The organism is Variovorax sp. EL159 (genome assembly GCF_900100965.1).
Lineage (GTDB): Bacteria > Pseudomonadota > Gammaproteobacteria > Burkholderiales > Burkholderiaceae_C > Variovorax.
The window spans coordinates 330,335-347,796 of sequence record NZ_FMUJ01000005.1 but is presented as its reverse complement, the minus strand read 5'-3'; the positions used below and the strand labels follow the sequence as shown (position 1 = coordinate 347,796).

Here is a 17,462-nt window from a genome sequence, read left to right as displayed (position 1 = left end):
TTGTGAAAAACGGGCGCTGCCGCGTCTATCCGCCGGACGGTGTAGCCAGGATGGCGGGCTGCGCACCGTGCGCCGCGCGCGGCCCGGCATGGGGCCGCCGGTTTGCGCCGCCCCTGAAGCTTGGCTACGCTCTGCCACCGATGACACTCTCTACCGAACTCGCACCCACGCCGCCCCACCCGATTTCCAGCGAACTTGCCGAAGGCGGCCTGGTCGCGAAGTTCAGCGCGCCGGATGGCGCACCAGCCTTTGCGGTGCGCTGGAACGGCAGCGTGTACGGCTACCTGAACCAGTGCCCGCACGCGGGCGGCCCGCTCGACTTCGAGGGCCAGGTGCTGGAAAGCTCGGGCCGCTTCCTGATGTGCGCGCGGCACGGCGCCATCTTCGAGCCCGACACCGGAAAGTGCGTCGGCGGCCCCTGCCGCGGCGCCCGGCTCACGGCGCTGGCCGTGCACGAGAAAGCCGACGGCAGCGTGTGGCTCGGCCCCGCCGAATGAAGACAACCCCTTCCAGGAGAAACGGTATGCGCAACAACAGCAGGTTTCACCCCCTCACCGTGTCGGGCGCGGCCCTCGCCTTCGCGGGCCTCATGGCGGGCTGCGCCGGCATGTCGCCCGGCACCGGCAAGGCCTTCACGGGCATGAAGGTCACGTCCAGCGCCTTCGGCGACAACGGCGTGATCCCGGCCGACCACGCCGGCGCGGGCGACTGCGGCGGCAAGAACGTCTCGCTGCCCGTGGCGTGGAGCAATCTGCCGGCCAAGACCCGGTCGGTCGCCGTGCTGGTGTTCGACCCGGACGGCGCGGCCGGCCTCGGCGTGTCGCACTGGGTGGCCTACAACATCGCGGCCGAGCGCGGCGAGCTGAAGGCGGGCGAAGGCCTCGCGGGCTCGAACTTCAACTTCACCATGGGCCCGAACGTGGCCGGTGCGCCCGCCTACCGCGGCATGTGCCCGCCGGTGGGCGACCGGCCGCACCACTACGTGCTGACCGTGATCGCCACCGAGCTCGCACCCGGCAGCCTGCCGGCCGGGCTCGCGCGCGATGCGCTGCTGGCCGCGCTCAAGGGCCATGCGCTGGGCGGGCAGAGCGTGGTCGGCCTTTACAGCCGCTGAAGCCGCGTTTGCGCGTGGCATCGACATGCCCGCGGTCGATAATCGAGCCCCCGTTTGCAGGCGCCTGTCCGCAGTGGCTGCCGCCGCTTTTCCGAAAGCTTCTTCGATGGCCCTGTCCGCCGCCGCGTCCGACGTTTCTCCGTCCACCGACCTCGACGCGATGTTCGACCTCGCGCCCGTCTCCCTCTGGCTGGAGGACTACAGCGAGCTGCGGCGCATGCTCGACGGCTGGCGCGCGCAGGGCGTGACCGACCTGGTCGCCCACCTGGCCGAAGACCCGCAGCGCGTGCGCGACTGCATGGCCCGGCTCAAGGTGCTGCGCGTCAACCAGTACACGCTGCAGCTCTTCGCCGCCGACAGCCAGGAGACCCTGCTCGGCGCGCTCGACAGCGTGTTCCGCGGCGACATGTCGGCCACCGTGGTCCACGAGCTCGACCAACTCTGGCGCGGCCAGCTCAGCTTCGAGAGCGAAACCGTCAACTACGCCCTCGACGGGCGGCGGCTCGACGTGCGCGTGCGCGCCCGGGTGCTGCCCGGCCACGAGGCCACCTGGAACCGCGTGCTGGTGTCGCTCGACGACGTCACCGAGCGCGTGGCCGCGCAGCGCCGGCGCGACGAAAGCGAGCAGTACGCGCGCAGCCTGTTCGACCGCTCGCCGGTCTCGCTGTGGGTCGAAGACTTCAGCGCGGTGCGCAGCCTGCTCGAAAGCATCCGCGCGCGCGGCATCACCGACTTCGCCACCTTCATCAAGGTGCACCCCGAGTTCGTCACGCGCTGCATGCAGGAGATCCGCGTCATCGACGTGAACCACGAAACGCTGCGCATGTTCGGCGCGCCCGACCTGGCCACGCTGCTGGGCAACATCCCGCGCATCTTCCGCGACGAGATGCGCGAGTCTTTCGCCGAGCAGCTGCAGGACCTGTGGAACCACAAGACCGTGCAGCTGCGCGAGGTGATCAACTATTCGCTGTCGGGCGAGGTGCTCAACATCCACATGCAGTTCGCGGTGCAGGAAGACCGGCAGGACACCTGGGACCTGGTGCTGGTGTCGCTGGTCGACATCACCGCGCGCAAGAAAGCCGAGGCGTACCTCGAATATCTCGGCAAGCACGACGTGCTCACGCAGCTGTGCAACCGCACCTACTACACCGAAGAGCTCAACCGGCTGTCGCGCAAGGGGCCGTGGCCGGTGTCGATCGTGGCGATCGACCTCAACGGCCTGAAGCAGCTCAACGACCAGGAAGGCCACGCCGCCGGCGACTCGTTGCTGCGCCGCATGGGCGAGGTGCTGGGCAAGGCGGTCGATCCGCCGTCGTGGCCCGCGCGCATCGGCGGCGACGAGTTCGCGGTGCTGCTGCCCATGACCGACGAGCGCGGCGCCGAAGCCATGCGCGAGCGCATCCTGACGCTGCTCGACATGAACAACCAGTTCCACGCCGGCCAGAGCGGCCACGCCCTGAGCCTGGCCATCGGCCTGGCGACCTGCCATGCCGGCGAACCGCTGGAGGCGGCGCTGCTGCGCGCCGACCGGGCGATGTATGTGGACAAGGCGAACCACTACGAGACGACGGCGCAGGAGCGCCGGCTCGCATAAGGCCTGTTCACTCCGGCGCCCGCACCCGCTCCAGAATGAAGTCGATGAAAGTCCGGATCGCCCGCGTGTGCTGGCGGTTCGGCATGTAGAGCATGAACATCTGCGTGCCGAAGATCGACAGGCGCCAGTCGTCCAGCGTGGTCACCACGTCGCCTTTGCGCACGTCTTCCTGCACCACGTAGTCGGGCACGAGGCCGATGCCCAGGCCCGCCAGGATGGCCTGCCGCAGGAACAAAAAGTTTTCCGAGATCAGCGTCGGCTCCAGGATCACCTCGCGCCGGGTCTCGCCCTGGTAGGCCGACACGCGCAGTTGCCGTCCGATCACCGCGGCCGTGACCACCGGCGCGCCCTGCAGCTCGTCGAGCTGCACCGGCAGCGGGTTCTTTTTTGCGTAATCGGTTGAAGCACACGCCACGTAGCGCACCGGCCCGAGGTCGCGCGCGACCAGGTTCTGCGGCGGCTCGGGCACCACGCGAATGGCGATGTCGACCTCGTCGCGCAGCAGGTCTTCGATGCGGTTTTCGAACACCACGTCGAGCACGATGCCGGGGTACTGGCGCTTGAAGTCGATCAGCCAGTCGGCCATGACCAGTTGCCCGTAGCCACTGGGCACGCTCAGGCGCACGCGGCCCTGTAGGCCCTGCCCCAGCGTGGTGACCGACTCGCGCGCGGCCAGCAGCTCGGTCTGGATGGCCACGCCGTGCTGGTACAGGCGCAGGCCGATCTCGGTGGGCTCGGCGCGCCGGGTGGTGCGCCGCACCAGCTGCGCGCCCACCGAGCGCTCGAGCTGGTTCAGGTGGTAGCTCACGTTGGCGCGGCTCATCTTGAGCCGGCGTGCCGCCGCGCTCAGGTTGCCAGCGTCAAGGATTTCGACCAGCAGGGTCAGCGATTGCAGGTCCATGGGCCCGATTGTGTCAAAAATCCTTTGACAGTCTGTCAACCGGCTATGCAATTGTCAAAGCGCCGGGCCGGGCAAAGAATGCTGGGTTCACCCCCCAGAGCCTCGGGCCCCTCGCCTTGCATCCGCATCCGCAGGGCCCGCCAACGCAAGAGACAAGCACATGGCCACCACAACTCCCAGCCCCACCACGTCTTCCGGTCCCGTGACCTTCGAGCCGTCCCGCTTTCCGGGCGACGTGTTCGTGGTGACCATCGACAACCCGCCCGTCAACGCCCTGGGCGTGGATGTGCGCCGCGGCCTCGTGGCCGCCATCGAGGCGGCCGAGGCCGACAGCAACGCCAGAGCGGTGCTGATCGTCGGCGCAGGCCGCAACTTCATCGCGGGTGCCGACATCCGCGAATTCGGCAAGACGCCGCAGCCGCCCTCGCTGCCCGAGGTGTGCCTGAAGATCGAGAACTGCGCCAAGCCGGTCGTTGCCGCGATCCACGGTGCCGCGCTCGGCGGCGGGCTCGAAGTGGCGCTGTCGGCGCACTACCGCATCGCCTCGCCCACCGCCAAGCTGGGCCTGCCCGAAGTGGCGCTGGGCCTCCTGCCCGGCTCGGGCGGCACGCAGCGCGCGCCGCGCCTCATCGGCGTGAAGCCCGCACTCGACCTGATGCTCAGCGGCCGCCATGCGGGCGCGAAGGAAGCGCTGTCGCTCGGCCTCATCGATCGCCTGGGCACCGACGCCGATGCACGCGCCGAAGGCATCGCCTACGCACAAGAGCTGATCGCCGCCAAGACGCCCGTGCGCCGCACGCGCGAAGCCGGCGCGCTGGCCGACAAGGAAGCCAGCCGCGCCGCGCTCGAAACCGCGCGCGCCGACACCGCCAAGAAGAGCCGCGGCCTGTTCTCGCCGATGAAGATCATCGAAGCCGTCGAAGGCGCGCTCACGCTGCCCTTCGACGAAGGCATGGCGCTGGAGCGCAAGCTCTTCCTGCAATGCATCGACAGCCCGCAGCGCGCAGGCCTGATCCACGCCTTCTTCGCCGAGCGCGAAGTGCTGAAGGCGCCCGAGACCAAGAGCGCGAAGCCGCGCGCACTGGCCTCGGCCGGCATCGTCGGCGGCGGCACCATGGGCGCGGGCATCGCGGTGGCCATGCTCGACGCGGGCATGCCCGTGACCATGATCGAGCGCGACGACACGCAGCTCGCGCGCGGCCGCGCCAATGTCGAGAAGGTGTACGACGGCCTCATCAAGAAGGACCGCATGACGCCCGAGGCCAAGGCCGCCGTCATGGCGCGCTTCTCGGGCTCCACCAGCTACGACGCGCTCGCGCAGGTCGACATCGTGGTCGAGGCCGTGTTCGAGGACATGACGGTCAAGAAGGCCGTGTTCGCCGAATTCGACCGCGTGTGCAAGCGCGGCGCGGTGCTCGCCACCAACACCTCGTACCTGGACATCGACGAGATCGCCGCCAGCATCTCGCGCCCGCAGGACGTGGTGGGCCTGCACTTCTTCTCGCCGGCCAACATCATGAAGCTGCTCGAGATCGTGGTGCCCGCCAAGGTCAGCGCCGACGTGGTCGCCACCGGCTTCGAGCTGGCCAAGAAACTCAAGAAGGTGCCCGTGCGCGCGGGCGTGTGCGACGGCTTCATCGGCAACCGCATCCTGGCCGTGTACCGCCAGGCCGCCGACCACATGATGGAAGACGGCGCCTCGCCCTACGACATCGACGCGGCCGTGCGCAACTTCGGCTACCCGATGGGCCCGTTCCAGGTGTCCGACCTGGCCGGCGGCGACATCGGCTGGGCCACGCGCAAGCGCAAGGCCGCCACGCGCGATCCGCAAGCTCGTTATGTGCAGGTGGCCGACCGCATCTGCGAACGCGGCTGGTTCGGCCAGAAGACGCAGCGCGGCTACTACCTGTACCCCGAAGGCGCGCGCACCGGCGCGCCCGACCCCGAGGTGCTGGCGATCATCGACGCCGAGCGCGTGCGCGCCGGCATCACGCCGCGCGCCTTCACCGAAGAAGAAATCATGCGCCGCTACATGGCCGCGATGATCAACGAAGGCGCCAACGTCGTGCTGCAGCGCATCGCGCTACGCCCGCTCGACGTGGACGTGACCTTCCTCTACGGCTACGGCTTTCCGCGCCATCGCGGCGGCCCGATGAAGTACGCCGACACCGTGGGCCTGCCGAAGGTGCTGGCCGACATCCGCGAGTTCGCCAAGGAAGACCCGATCTTCTGGAAGCCTTCGCCGCTGCTGGTCGAGCTGGTCGAGCGCGGTGCCGATTTCGCGAGCCTCAATCAATCCGAGTAATTCATCCGAGTCTGCCTGGTCCCGTCCATCAAGGAGTCATCCCATGCGTGAAGCCGTCATCGTTTCCACCGCCCGCACCCCGCTCACCAAGGCGCACCGCGGCGAATTCAACATCACCCCCGGCGCCACGCTGGCGTCCTTCGCGGTCAAGGCCGCGGTCGAGCGCTCGGGCCTCGATCCGGCACTGATCGAGGACGCAATCCTCGGCTGCGGCTACCCCGAAGGCACCACGGGCCGCAACATCGCGCGCCAGGCCATCATCCGTTCGGGCCTGCCGATCAGCATCGCCGGCACCACCGTCAACCGCTTCTGCGCCTCGGGCCTGCAGGCGATTGCCATGGCCGCCGGCCGCATCGTGGTGGACGGCGCGCCGGCCATGATCGCGGGCGGCGTCGAAAGCATCTCGCAGATCCGTGGCCGCAGCCCCGGCGATGGCGGCGACCTCAGCCTGGACCCGTGGATCGTCGAGCACAAGCCCGAGCTGTACATGGCGATGATCGACACGGCCGACATCGTGGCCAAGCGCTACAACATCAGCCGCGAAGCGCAGGACCGCTTCTCCGCCGAGAGCCAGCGCAAGACCGAAGAGGCGCAGATCGCCGGCCGCTACAAGGACGAGATCGTCGCCTGCACCACCACGATGGCCGTGACCGACAAGGAGACCAAGGAAGTCACCCACCGCGAAGTCACCGCCACCGAAGACAACTGCAACCGCCGCGGCACCACCTACGAGGCGCTCGCCAAGCTCAAGCCCGTGATGGGCGACGACAAGTTCATCACCGCCGGCAACGCCTCGCAGCTGTCCGACGGCGCATCGGCCTGCGTGCTGATGGAAGCCAAGGACGCCGAGCGCGCCAACATCCAGCCGCTGGGCGCCTTCCGCGGCCTTGCACTGGCCGGCTGCGAGCCCGACGAAATGGGCATCGGCCCCGTCTTCGCCGTGCCCAAGCTGCTCGCGCGCCATGGCCTGAAGGTGCAGGACATCGACCTGTGGGAACTCAACGAGGCCTTCGCCTCGCAATCGATCTACTGCCAGGAAAAGCTGGGCATTCCGTCCGAACGCCTGAACGTGAACGGCGGCGCCATCTCCATCGGCCACCCCTTCGGCATGACCGGCGCGCGCCTGACGGGCCACGTGCTCATCGAAGGCAAGCGCCGTGGCGCGAAGTACGCCGTGGTCACGATGTGCATCGCCGGCGGCATGGGCGCGGCGGGCCTGTTCGAAATTTATTGAGGAACTGCGATGGACCTGAACTTCACCCCCGAAGAAGAAGCCTTCCGCGCCGAAGTGCGCGCCTTCCTCGCCGACAAGCTGCCCGCGCGCCTCTCGGCCAAGGTCAGCGGCGGCCAGATCCTCACCAAGGCCGACATGCAGGAATGGCACACCATCCTGAACACGCGCGGCTGGCTCGCCAACCACTGGCCCGAGCAGTACGGCGGACCCGGCTGGACGGCGGTCGAGAAGTTCATCTTCGAGAACGAATGCGCCCTCGCCTTCGCGCCGCGCATCGTGCCCTTCGGCGTGAACATGCTGGGGCCGGTGCTCATCAAGTACGGCAACGAAGCACAGAAGCAGCGCTGGCTGCCGCGCATCCTCGATGGTGCCGACTGGTGGTGCCAGGGCTACTCGGAACCCGGCGCGGGCTCCGACCTGGCGGCGGTGAAGACCTCGGCCGTGCGCGGCATCGACGCGCAGGGCGACCACTACATCGTGAACGGCCAGAAGACCTGGACCACGCTGGGCCAGCACGCCAACATGATCTTCTGCCTGGTGCGCACGAACCGCGAGGCGAAGAAGCAGGAAGGCATCAGCTTTTTGCTGATCGACATGACCTCGCCCGGCGTCGAAGTGCGCCCGATCATCACGCTCGACGGCGAGCATGAAGTCAACGAAGTGTTCTTCTCCGACGTGCGCGTGCCGGCCGAGAACCTCGTGGGCGAAGAGAACAAGGGCTGGACCTGCGCCAAGTACCTGCTGACCTACGAGCGCACCAACATCGCGGGCGTGGGCTTCTCGGTGGCCGCGCTCGAACAGCTCAAGGGCATTGCCGCCAAGCAGGTGAAGAACGGCAAGCCGCTGGCCGAAGACCCGTCGTTCGCCGCACGCATGGCGCGCGTCGAGATCGACCTGGAGAACATGAAGACCACCAACCTGCGCGTGATCGCGGCAGTGGCCGGTGGCGGCGTGCCCGGCGCGGAAAGCTCGATGCTGAAGATTCGCGGCACCGAGATCCGCCAGGAGATTTCTTCGCTGGCCCGCCGCGCGATGGGCGTCTACGGCCGCCCCTTCGTGGCCGAAGCGCTGCAGGAAGGCTTTGCAGGCGAGACCTTCGGCCCGGCCTACGCAAAGGCCGCCGCCGCACGCTACTTCAACAACCGCAAGCTGTCGATCTTCGGCGGCTCGAATGAAATCCAGAAGAACATCATCAGCAAGATGATCCTGGGCCTGTAAGGAGACATGCAATGAACTTCGAACACACCGAAGACCGGCGCATGCTCGCCGACAGCCTGAACCGCTTCATCGCCGAGCAGTACGCCTTCGATGCGCGCGATCGCATCGCGAAGTCGGCGAACGGTTTCAGCAAGGAGATCTTCCAGCAGTTCGCCGAACTCGGCGTGATCGGCGCGCTGTTCAGCGAGGCCGATGGCGGCTTCGGCGGCGGCGGCTTCGACATCGCCGTGGTCTTCGAGGCACTGGGCCATGGCCTTGTGGTCGAGCCGCTGCTGGGCGCCGTGATGGTCGGCGAAGCGATCAGCGTCGCCGGCAATGCCGCGCAGAAGGAAAAGATCGGCGACATCATCAACGGCACCACCGTTGCGGCCTTTGCGCACGACGAAGCCGACACGCACTACGAGCGCACGCGCGTTTCGACCCAGGCCGAACGCAGCAGCGACGGCTGGGTGCTGAAGGGCGCCAAGGCTGTCGTGCCGCAGGGCGAGCAGGCCGACCTGTTCCTGGTCTCGGCCCGCACCTCGGGCAACGTGGACGACGAAGCCGGCATCTCGCTGTTCCTCGTGCCCGCGAAGACCGCAGGCCTTTCGGTGCGCGGCTGCCCCGCCATCGACGGTGGCCGTGTCGGCGAACTCACGCTCGACGGCGTGAAGCTAGGTGCCGATGCGTTGCTCGGCGTTGAAGGCCAGGGCCACGCCACGCTGGAACGCGCCATCGGCCGCGGCGTGCTCGCGCTGTGCGCCGAAGCGCTCGGCGCGATGGAAGCCGCCAAGACCGCCACGCTGGAGTACCTGCGCACGCGCAAGCAGTTCGGCACGCTGATCGGCAGCTTCCAGGCACTGCAGCACCGCATGGCCGACCTGCTGCTCGAAATCGAACAGGCCCGCTCGGCCGTCATCAACGCCGCAGCCGCCATCGACGGCAGCGACCGCGTGGCGCGCGAGCGCGCGCTGTCGGCCGCCAAGTTCAGCATCGGCCGCATCGGCGCGCTGGTGGCGGAAGAAAGCATCCAGATGCACGGCGGCATCGGCATGACGTGGGAACTGCCGCTGCCCCACTACGCCAAGCGCCTCGTGATGATCGACCACCAGCTCGGTGACGAAGACCACCACCTGCAGCGCTACATCGCGCTCGGCAAGGAGCTGGCAGCATGAGTGACAACAAGACCGTGCTGATCTCGCAAGAGGGTGCCGTGCGCATCCTCACCAACAGCAACCCGGCCGCGCGCAACGCGATCACGCCGACGCTGTACGCCGAGCTGTCGGCCGCCCTCGCCGACGCGCAGAACGACCCCGAAGTGGGCGCCATCGTCTTCACCGGCGCGGGCGATTTCTTCTGCTCCGGCGGCGACCTCAACCTGCTGGCCAAGCGCCGCGAGCTGCCCGCATCGGAGCGCCGAGAAAAGCTCGAAGGCCTGAACAACCTGATCCGCGCGATCCGCGATTGCGGCAAGCCGGTCATCGCGGCGGTCGAAGGCGGCGCGGCGGGCGCGGGCCTGTCGATGGCGCTGGCCTGCGACATGCTGGTGTCGGCACGCGATGCCTTCTATACGGTGGCCTACGTCAAGGTCGGCCTCACGCCGGACGGCGGCGCCACGGCCTTCCTTTCGGAGTTCGTCTCGCGCCAAGTGCTGACCGAGATGTGCCTGACCGGCGACCGCATGCCGGCCGAGCGCCTGCACGCGCTGGGCGCGGTCAATCGCCTGACCGACAAGGGCGGCGCATTGGCCGAAGCCATCGCGCTCGCAGCCAAGGTGGCGAGCGGCCCGCAGCGTGCGAGCGCGCGCATCAAGACACTGTGCCGCCAGGCGCACCACGCATCGCTCGAAGAACAGCTCGAGGCCGAGGCCGTGTTCATGGTCGAGTCGCAGGCCGATGCCGAAGCGGCCGAGGGCATCGGTGCGTTCCTCGGCAAGCGCAAGGCCGACTTCGTCGCGCTGCGCCGCCAGAAGCAGGGCGCGTCCTGACACGCGCTGCGCTCACCCCTCCAACCTCTTGCACGCGGGTGCGGAGGTTTTTCGTCTTTCTGGAGTTGCCGTCATGTCCTCATTGAATTCTTCGCTGCCGCTCGCCGGCGTGCGCGTCCTCGATCTGTCCCGCATCCTCGCGGGCCCCTGGTGCGGCATGGTGCTGGCCGACATGGGCGCCGAGGTCATCAAGGTGGAGCACCCGGGCCGCGGCGACGACACGCGCGACTGGGGCCTGCGCGTCGGCAAGACCGAGACCGCCTACTTCAACAGCGTGAACCGCAACAAGCGCTCGGTCACGCTCGACCTGCAGACGCCCGAAGGCCAACAGCTCGCGCGCGACTTGGCCAAGCAATGCGACGTGGTGATCCAGAACTTCAAGTTCGGCGGCATCGACAAGCTGGGCCTGGGTTACGAGCAACTGAGCAAGGAACATCCGGGCCTCATCTACTGCTCGATCTCGGGCTACGACCGTACCGGCCCCGAAGCCGCGCGCCCCGGCTACGACCTCGTGGTGCAGGGCGAAGCGGGCCTGATGGCACTCAACGGTGAAGCCAACCAGCCGCCGCTGAAGTTCGGCGTGGCCGCTGTCGACCTGTTCACCGGCATGTACTCGGCGCAGGCCATCCTGGCCGCGCTCTACCAGCGCGAGAAGACCGGCAAGGGCCGGCATGTGGAGATGGCGCTGTTCGACTGCGGCCTGATGATCACCGCCTACTACGGCCTCGAAGCGCTGCTGATGGGCGAAGACCCGCCGCGTTATGGCAACTCGCATCCGTCGATCGTTCCTTACGGCGTGTTCGATGCGGCCGATGGCCCGCTGGTCATCACCGTGGGCAACAACAGCCAGTTCGCGCGCTTCTGCACCGACGTGATCGAGCGGCCCGACCTCGCGGCCGACGAACGCTTCAAGACCAACATCCTGCGCTCGGCCAACCGCGCGGTGCTGCTGCCCGAGCTGCACGCCGAGCTGGCCAAGCGCCAGCGCGCCGACCTGCTCGCCAGGCTCACCGCCTCGGGCATTCCGTGCGGTGAAGTGCTGGGCCTGCTCGAAGCGCTGCAATCGAAGCGCGCGACCGATGCGGGCCTTGTGACCACGCAGCCGCATCCGGTGGCCGGCACGGTCAACGTGCTGGCGCCGCCCTACCGTTTCGATGGCGAACGCCTGCCCGTGCGCAGCGCGCCGCCCACCCTGGGCGAAGGCACGAACGACGTGCTGAAGTCTCTGCTCGGCCTGTCGGATGAAAAGCTGGCCGCGCTGAAAACGAGCGGCGTCGTCTGACGAAGACGCCGCGCATTTCCGATCCCCTGTCCCCGCGTTCCCCTGCACCCTGAATTGAAGAAGTCCATGGCCTCCCTCGCTTTCCGTTCCCTCCGCAGTCCCCTTCGCCGTGCACTCCTTGCCCTAGCCCTTCCGCTCGTGGCCGGCACTGCCTTCGCGCAGGCCTGGCCCGCCAAGCCGATCACGCTGATCGTGCCCTTCCCGCCCGGCGGCCCGACCGACGTGGCCTCGCGCATCGTGGCGCAGAAGATGTCGGTCGCGCTCAAGCAGAGCATCGTGATCGACAACCGCAGCGGCGCCTCGGGCACCGTGGGCGCGGCCGCCGCAGCCCGCGCCGCGCCCGACGGCTACACCTTCGTGATGCTGGCCACGCCCACGCTGCTGGCCTCGCACCTGTACGGCCCGACCGGCTACGACATCTTCAAGAACTTCACGCCCGTGGGCTCGGTGTACGACCTGCCGATCGTGCTGGTGGTCAACCCCAAGTCGCTGCCCGACGTGAACGGCGTGCAGGACCTGATCGCCAAGGCCAAGGCCGAAGGCGGCAAGCTCAACTACACGACGGCCGGCGCCGGCAGCTTCGGCCACCTGACGACCGAGCAGCTCAAGACCATCGGCAAGTTCGACATGCAGCACGTGCCCTACCGTGGCAGCGCGCCGGCCGTGACCGACCTGATCGGCGGCCAGGTGCCCGCCATGTTCTCCGACCTCGTGGGCGTGCTGCCGCACATCAAGGCCGGCAAGCTGCGCGCCATCGCCGTGGGCTCGGGCCAGCGCGTGAGCCTGCTGCCCGATGTGAAGACGGTGGCCGAGCAAGGCTTCCCCGGCTTCGACGCCACCTCGTGGGGCGGCCTGCTGGCACCGGCCGGCACGCCGAAAGATGTGATCGACCGCATGAGCGCCGCGCTGAAGAACGCGCTGGCCGACAAGGAAGTGCAGGACAAGCTGCAGAGCGTAGGCTCCTTCGCGGCCTACCGCACGCCCGAGCAGACCGGCGTGCGCATGAAGCAGGACTTCGAGCGCTGGGGCAAGGTCATTCGCGACAACCACATCACGAACCAGTAAAACAACCGGCGGCCGACAGGGCGACACCATCAAGGAGACAGACATGACAGACAACGACAAGAACAACAACTACAGCACCCCGGTCGGCGCGCCGTTCCGCCCCGCTTTTCCCGTCCGCAGCCTCGCGGACATCCACAAACTCGAAGAGACGCCGCTCGCGCAGGCGCTCACGGTGCGCAGCACCTACGAGATCTTTCGCAACGCCGGCGCGGCCTTCGGCCACAAGACCGCGCTGACCTTCCTGCGCACCGGCAACCCGGCGGACGAGCCCATCCGCTGGTCTTACGCCGAGCTGCTCGCGCGCATCCACCAGACCGCCAACCTGCTGCACACGCTGGGCGTGGGGCCCGACGATGCGGTGGCGGTGCTGCTGCCCGGTTGCCTCGAATACCACCTCGCGCTCTGGGGCGGCGAAGCGGCCGGCATCGTGCAGCCGCTCAACCCGCTGCTGACCGACGAGAAGCTGGTGGCGCTGATGACCGCCGGCCGTGCCAAGGTGCTGATCGCCTATGGCTCGGACAGCGAATCGGGCATGTGGTCGAAGGCCATGCGCCTGCGCGGCCAGGTGCCCACGCTCACCACCGTGCTGCGCGTGGCGCCGCACGATGAAGCGCCCGGTGCAGCCGGTGCATTGCCGGACGGCGTGGCCGAGTTCGATGTGCTGCGCGCCGCGCAACCCAACGACCGGCTCGTGAGCGGCCGCGACATCGCGCCCACCGACATCGCCGCCTACTTCCACACCGGCGGCACCACGGGTGCGCCCAAGCTCGCGCGCCACAGCCACGGCGCGCAGGTGTTCACCGCCTGGGCCAGCGTGCAGGTCGCGGGCATGAACGAGAACGGCATCTCGATCAACGGCTACCCGCTGTTCCATGTGGCGGGCGTGCTGCCGGCTTCGCTGTCGTCGCTGTCGGCCGGTGTGGAAGTGATCATTCCCACCACCTCGCTGCTGCGCAACAAGGAGGTGCTCGCCAACTACTGGAAGCTGGTGGCGAAGTACCGCCCGACCTCGCTGTCGGCCGTGCCCACCGTGCTCGCGGCGCTGGCCAACGTGCCGCTGGACGGCGCGGACATTTCCTCCATCACCTACTGCCGCACCGGCGCCGCCGTGCTCGCGCCCGAGCTGGCCGCGCGCTTCGAGCGTCTGTTCGGCCTGCATGTGCACGAGAGCCTGGGCATGACCGAGATGGCCGGCATCTCGACCATCACGCCGCCGGGCGTGAGCGGACCCGCGGGCTGCGTCGGCTTTCGCCTGCCCTACATGCAGATGCGCGTGGTGGCGCTCGACGAGAACGGCAACGCGAGCGACCGCGAGATGCCGCAAGGCGAGCAGGGCATGGTGCTGTTCAAGTCGCCCAACGTGTTCTCGGGTTTCGTCGACCCTGCGGACAACGCGAAGGCCTTCACGGCCGACGGCTGGCTCGCCACCGGCGACCTGGGCTGGATCGACAGCGAGCAGCGCCTGAACCTCACGGGCCGCTCGAAGGACCTGATCATCCGCAGCGGCCACAACATCGACCCCAAGACCATCGAGGACGCGCTGGGCGCGCACCCCGCCGTGCAACTGTGCGCAGCAGTCGGCGCCCCCGATGCCTATGCAGGCGAGCTGCCGGTGATCTTCGCGACGCTGGTGCCCGGCGCATCGGCCACCGAAGAAGAGCTGCTGGCCTTCACCGCCGCGCGGGTGGACGAGGCACCGGCGCGGCCCAAGTGGGTGTCGGTGATCGCGACCATGCCGATGACCAACGTCGGAAAGATCTACAAGCCCGAGCTGCGCGCCATGGCCGCGCGGCAGGTGGTGGCCGCAACGGTCGCCGAGGTGTGCGCGGCACTCGGCGTGAGCGCCGCCGCAAGCCCCGAAGTGACGACCGAAGGCGAGAGCCTCGTGCGCGTGCGTATCGATGCAACGGCGGCGGGCGCGCTGGCCGCGCCGCTGCAGGAGGGGCTGCAGAAGGCGCTGGAGCCGCTGCCCTTCAAGACGCGCATCGCGCTGCAGTGACGACAAGAATTTTCAAAACGGAGAAACAGAGAGGACAACCATGAAGTTCCGCATCATCCCGAACCGCCGTGCCCTGCTGTGCGCAACCGCCGCCGTGACCACGCTGTGCGCGCTGGCACCGGCCCATGCGCAAGCGCCCTACCCCAACAAGCCGGTCCGCCTGGTCGTGCCCTTCGCCGCCGGCGGTGCCACCGACGTGCTCGCGCGCGTGATCGGCCAGAAGCTGTCGGCAGGCCTGGGCCAGCCCGTCATCATCGACAACCGGCCCGGCGCGGCCGGCATCATCGGCACCGACGCGGTCGCCAAGGCAGCGCCCGATGGCTACACCATCGTGCTGGGCCTGAGCAATTCGCTGATGACCAACGAGTTTCTCTACGAGAAGCTGCCCTACGACACGGCACGCGACCTCACGCTGGTCTACCAGATCGCGGCGGCCCCGCTGGTGCTGGTGGTGCACCCCAGCGTGCCCGTGAAGACCGGGCCCGAGCTGCTGAAGTACGTCGTCGCCAACAAGGGCAAGGTGGCCTACGGCTCGTACGGCATCGGCGCGTACCCGCACCTGGCCGGCGCGCACATGAGCCTGGCCACGCAGTCCGACATGAACCACGTCGCCTACAAGGGCGAGGCGCCGATGATGCAGGACCTGATCGGCGGCCAGATCCAGATGGCCTATGCGAGCGCGCTGGTGGCCAAGCCGCACATCGACTCCGGAAAGATCCGCGCCATCGGCGTGAGCGGCGAGCGCCGCATGAGCACCCTGCCCGACGTGCCCACGCTGGCCGAGCAAGGCCTGAAGGACGAGGCCTACCGCGTGACCGGCTGGCTCGCCATCGCGGTGCCCGCCAAGACACCCAAGCCCATCGTGGACCGCCTCGCGCAAGAAGTGCGCAAGGCCACGCAGCAGCCCGACGTGCGCGAGCGCGTGGCGGCCATGGGCTTCGAGATCAAGGACAGCTCGCCCGAACTCTTCGCCGCCGCATGGAAGGCCGAGCGCCCGGTGTGGGAGCGCCTCATCAAGCAGTCGGGCGCCAAGCTCGAGTAACTCATTCTTCAGTCATTCAAAGGAACAGCCATGAAGGTTCTGGTACCTGTCAAACGGGTCGTCGATTACAACGTGAAGGTGCGCGTGAAGAGCGACGGCACCGGGGTGGACATTGCCAACGTCAAGATGAGCATGAACCCCTTCGACGAGATCGCTGTGGAAGAAGCGGTGCGCCTGAAGGAAAAGGGCGTGGTCACCGAAGTGATTGCCGTGTCGTGCGGCGATGCCAAGTGCCAGGAAACCCTGCGCACGGCCATGGCCATCGGTGCCGATCGCGGCATCCTCGTTGAAACCACCGAAGAGCTGCAGCCGCTGGCTGTGGCCAAGCTGCTGAAGGCGCTGGTGGACAAGGAGCAGCCGTCTCTCATCATTCTTGGCAAGCAAGCCATCGACGACGACGCCAACCAGACCGGCCAGATGCTGGCCGCGCTGGCCGACCTGCCGCAAGCCACCTTCGCCTCCAAGGTCGAAGTCGCTGGCGACAAAGCTACCGTGACCCGCGAAGTGGACGGCGGCCTGGAAACCGTCTCCCTCACGCTGCCGGCCGTCATCACGACCGACCTGCGCCTGAACGAGCCGCGCTACGTCACCTTGCCCAACATCATGAAGGCCAAGAAGAAGCAGCTGGACACCTTCAAGCCCGAAGACCTGGGCGTGGACGTCAAGCCGCGCCTGAAGACCCTGAAGGTCAGCGAGCCCCCGAAGCGTGGTGCCGGCATCAAGGTGCCCGACGTCGCCACCCTGGTGGACAAGCTCAAGAACGAAGCCAAAGTGATCTGAGGAAGACAACGAACATGACCGCACTCGTCATTGCCGAACACGACCACGCCAGCATCAAGCCGGCCACCCTCAACACCGTGACCGCCGCGCTGGCTTGCGGTGGCGACGTCCACGTGCTCGTGGCCGGTGCCAATGCCGCGGAGGCTGCCAAGGCCGCTGCGCAGATCGCAGGCGTCTCCAAGGTGATCGCTGCAGACAGCGCATCCCTCGCAGAAAACCTTGCTGAAAACGTCGCAGCGCAAGTGCTGGCCATTGCCGGCAACTACAGCCACATCCTGTTCCCCTCGACCGCCAACGGCAAGAACGTCGCACCACGCGTCGCTGCCAAGCTCGATGTGGCGCAGATCAGCGACATCACCAAGGTCGACAGCCCCGACACCTTCGAGCGCCCGATCTACGCCGGCAACGCGATTGCCACCGTGCAGAGCGCCGACCCGGTCAAGGTCATCACGGTCCGCACCACCGGCTTCGATGCAGCAGCCGCCACCGGTGGCAGCGCAGCGATCGAAACGGCTGAAGGCGTGGCCGACAGCGGCAAGAGCAGCTTTGTCGGCCGTGAAGTCACCAAGAGCGAGCGCCCTGAACTGACGGCCGCCAAGATCATCGTCTCCGGTGGCCGCGCCTTGGGCAGCGCCGAGAAGTTCACCGAAGTGATGGCACCGCTGGCCGACAAGCTGAACGCAGGTCTTGGCGCCAGTCGCGCCGCAGTGGATGCGGGCTACGCCCCGAACGACTGGCAAGTGGGCCAGACCGGCAAGATCGTTGCGCCGCAGCTATACATCGCAGCCGGCATCTCTGGCGCGATCCAGCACTTGGCCGGCATGAAGGACTCCAAGGTGATCGTTGCGATCAACAAGGACGAAGAAGCGCCGATCTTCTCGGTGGCCGACTATGGCCTCGTGGCCGACCTGTTCGTGGCCGTGCCCGAGCTGGGCAAGGCGCTGTAAGAGGACGCGCGACAG

Annotated in this window: 15 protein-coding genes; 14 read left to right on the top strand and 1 reads right to left on the bottom strand. The window is 67.9% G+C overall.

Features of this window, described 5'->3' with window-relative positions:
• Positions 1 to 140 precede the first annotated feature (140 nt).
• The 3 genes from BLQ28_RS22535 to BLQ28_RS22525 all read left to right on the top strand — a co-directional run bounded on the left by BLQ28_RS22535 (position 141) and on the right by BLQ28_RS22525 (position 2,708).
• Positions 141 to 497, top strand: coding sequence for a Rieske (2Fe-2S) protein (locus BLQ28_RS22535; RefSeq protein WP_093244717.1), 357 nt, complete (start codon positions 141 to 143; stop codon positions 495 to 497).
• Positions 498 to 523: 26 nt separating this feature from the next.
• Positions 524 to 1,114, top strand: a complete 591-nt coding sequence (locus tag BLQ28_RS22530) for a YbhB/YbcL family Raf kinase inhibitor-like protein (RefSeq protein WP_093244715.1) — start codon at positions 524 to 526, stop codon at positions 1,112 to 1,114.
• A gap of 106 nt (positions 1,115 to 1,220) precedes the next feature.
• Positions 1,221 to 2,708, top strand: a complete 1,488-nt coding sequence (locus BLQ28_RS22525) for a sensor domain-containing diguanylate cyclase (protein ID WP_176801199.1) — start codon at positions 1,221 to 1,223, stop codon at positions 2,706 to 2,708.
• Between the two features lie 7 nt (positions 2,709 to 2,715).
• On the opposite strand, the gene BLQ28_RS22520 is transcribed toward BLQ28_RS22525, so the two are convergent.
• On the bottom strand, positions 2,716 to 3,609 hold the full coding sequence (locus BLQ28_RS22520; RefSeq protein WP_093244712.1) for a LysR family transcriptional regulator: 894 nt from the start codon (positions 3,607 to 3,609) through the stop codon (positions 2,716 to 2,718).
• 160 nt (positions 3,610 to 3,769) lie between these two features.
• On the opposite strand from BLQ28_RS22520, the gene BLQ28_RS22515 reads away from it, so the two are divergent.
• The 11 genes from BLQ28_RS22515 to BLQ28_RS22465 all read left to right on the top strand — a co-directional run bounded on the left by BLQ28_RS22515 (position 3,770) and on the right by BLQ28_RS22465 (position 17,447).
• Complete coding sequence (locus tag BLQ28_RS22515; RefSeq protein WP_093244710.1) at positions 3,770 to 5,914, top strand: 3-hydroxyacyl-CoA dehydrogenase NAD-binding domain-containing protein; 2,145 nt, start codon at positions 3,770 to 3,772, stop codon at positions 5,912 to 5,914.
• Positions 5,915 to 5,957: 43 nt separating this feature from the next.
• Positions 5,958 to 7,148, top strand: a complete 1,191-nt coding sequence (locus BLQ28_RS22510; protein ID WP_093244707.1) for an acetyl-CoA C-acyltransferase — start codon at positions 5,958 to 5,960, stop codon at positions 7,146 to 7,148.
• A gap of 9 nt (positions 7,149 to 7,157) precedes the next feature.
• Positions 7,158 to 8,366: an acyl-CoA dehydrogenase family protein gene (locus tag BLQ28_RS22505; RefSeq protein WP_093244705.1), complete on the top strand. Its 1,209-nt coding sequence runs from the start codon at positions 7,158 to 7,160 to the stop codon at positions 8,364 to 8,366.
• An 11-nt stretch (positions 8,367 to 8,377) separates the two neighbouring features.
• Positions 8,378 to 9,520: an acyl-CoA dehydrogenase family protein gene (locus tag BLQ28_RS22500; RefSeq protein ID WP_093244702.1), complete on the top strand. Its 1,143-nt coding sequence runs from the start codon at positions 8,378 to 8,380 to the stop codon at positions 9,518 to 9,520.
• On the top strand, positions 9,517 to 10,332 hold the full coding sequence (locus BLQ28_RS22495; protein WP_093244700.1) for an oxepin-CoA hydrolase, alternative type: 816 nt from the start codon (positions 9,517 to 9,519) through the stop codon (positions 10,330 to 10,332). Before BLQ28_RS22500 ends, BLQ28_RS22495 begins: the two co-directional genes overlap by 4 nt.
• A gap of 73 nt (positions 10,333 to 10,405) precedes the next feature.
• Entirely contained in the window at positions 10,406 to 11,614 is a 1,209-nt protein-coding gene (locus tag BLQ28_RS22490) for a CaiB/BaiF CoA transferase family protein (RefSeq protein ID WP_093244697.1), read from the top strand.
• 66 nt (positions 11,615 to 11,680) lie between these two features.
• Positions 11,681 to 12,679, top strand: a complete 999-nt coding sequence (locus BLQ28_RS22485) for a Bug family tripartite tricarboxylate transporter substrate binding protein (RefSeq protein ID WP_093244695.1) — start codon at positions 11,681 to 11,683, stop codon at positions 12,677 to 12,679.
• A 43-nt stretch (positions 12,680 to 12,722) separates the two neighbouring features.
• Positions 12,723 to 14,678, top strand: coding sequence for an acyl-CoA synthetase (locus BLQ28_RS22480; protein WP_093244692.1), 1,956 nt, complete (start codon positions 12,723 to 12,725; stop codon positions 14,676 to 14,678).
• Positions 14,679 to 14,718: 40 nt separating this feature from the next.
• The gene (locus BLQ28_RS22475) at positions 14,719 to 15,720 is read left to right on the top strand and encodes a Bug family tripartite tricarboxylate transporter substrate binding protein (protein WP_093244689.1); all 1,002 of its coding nucleotides are present in this window, start codon (positions 14,719 to 14,721) and stop codon (positions 15,718 to 15,720) included.
• Positions 15,721 to 15,750: 30 nt separating this feature from the next.
• Positions 15,751 to 16,500: an electron transfer flavoprotein subunit beta/FixA family protein gene (locus BLQ28_RS22470; protein ID WP_093244687.1), complete on the top strand. Its 750-nt coding sequence runs from the start codon at positions 15,751 to 15,753 to the stop codon at positions 16,498 to 16,500.
• 14 nt (positions 16,501 to 16,514) lie between these two features.
• Complete coding sequence (locus BLQ28_RS22465) at positions 16,515 to 17,447, top strand: electron transfer flavoprotein subunit alpha/FixB family protein (protein WP_093244684.1); 933 nt, start codon at positions 16,515 to 16,517, stop codon at positions 17,445 to 17,447.
• The last annotated feature ends 15 nt before the right edge of the window (positions 17,448 to 17,462 follow it).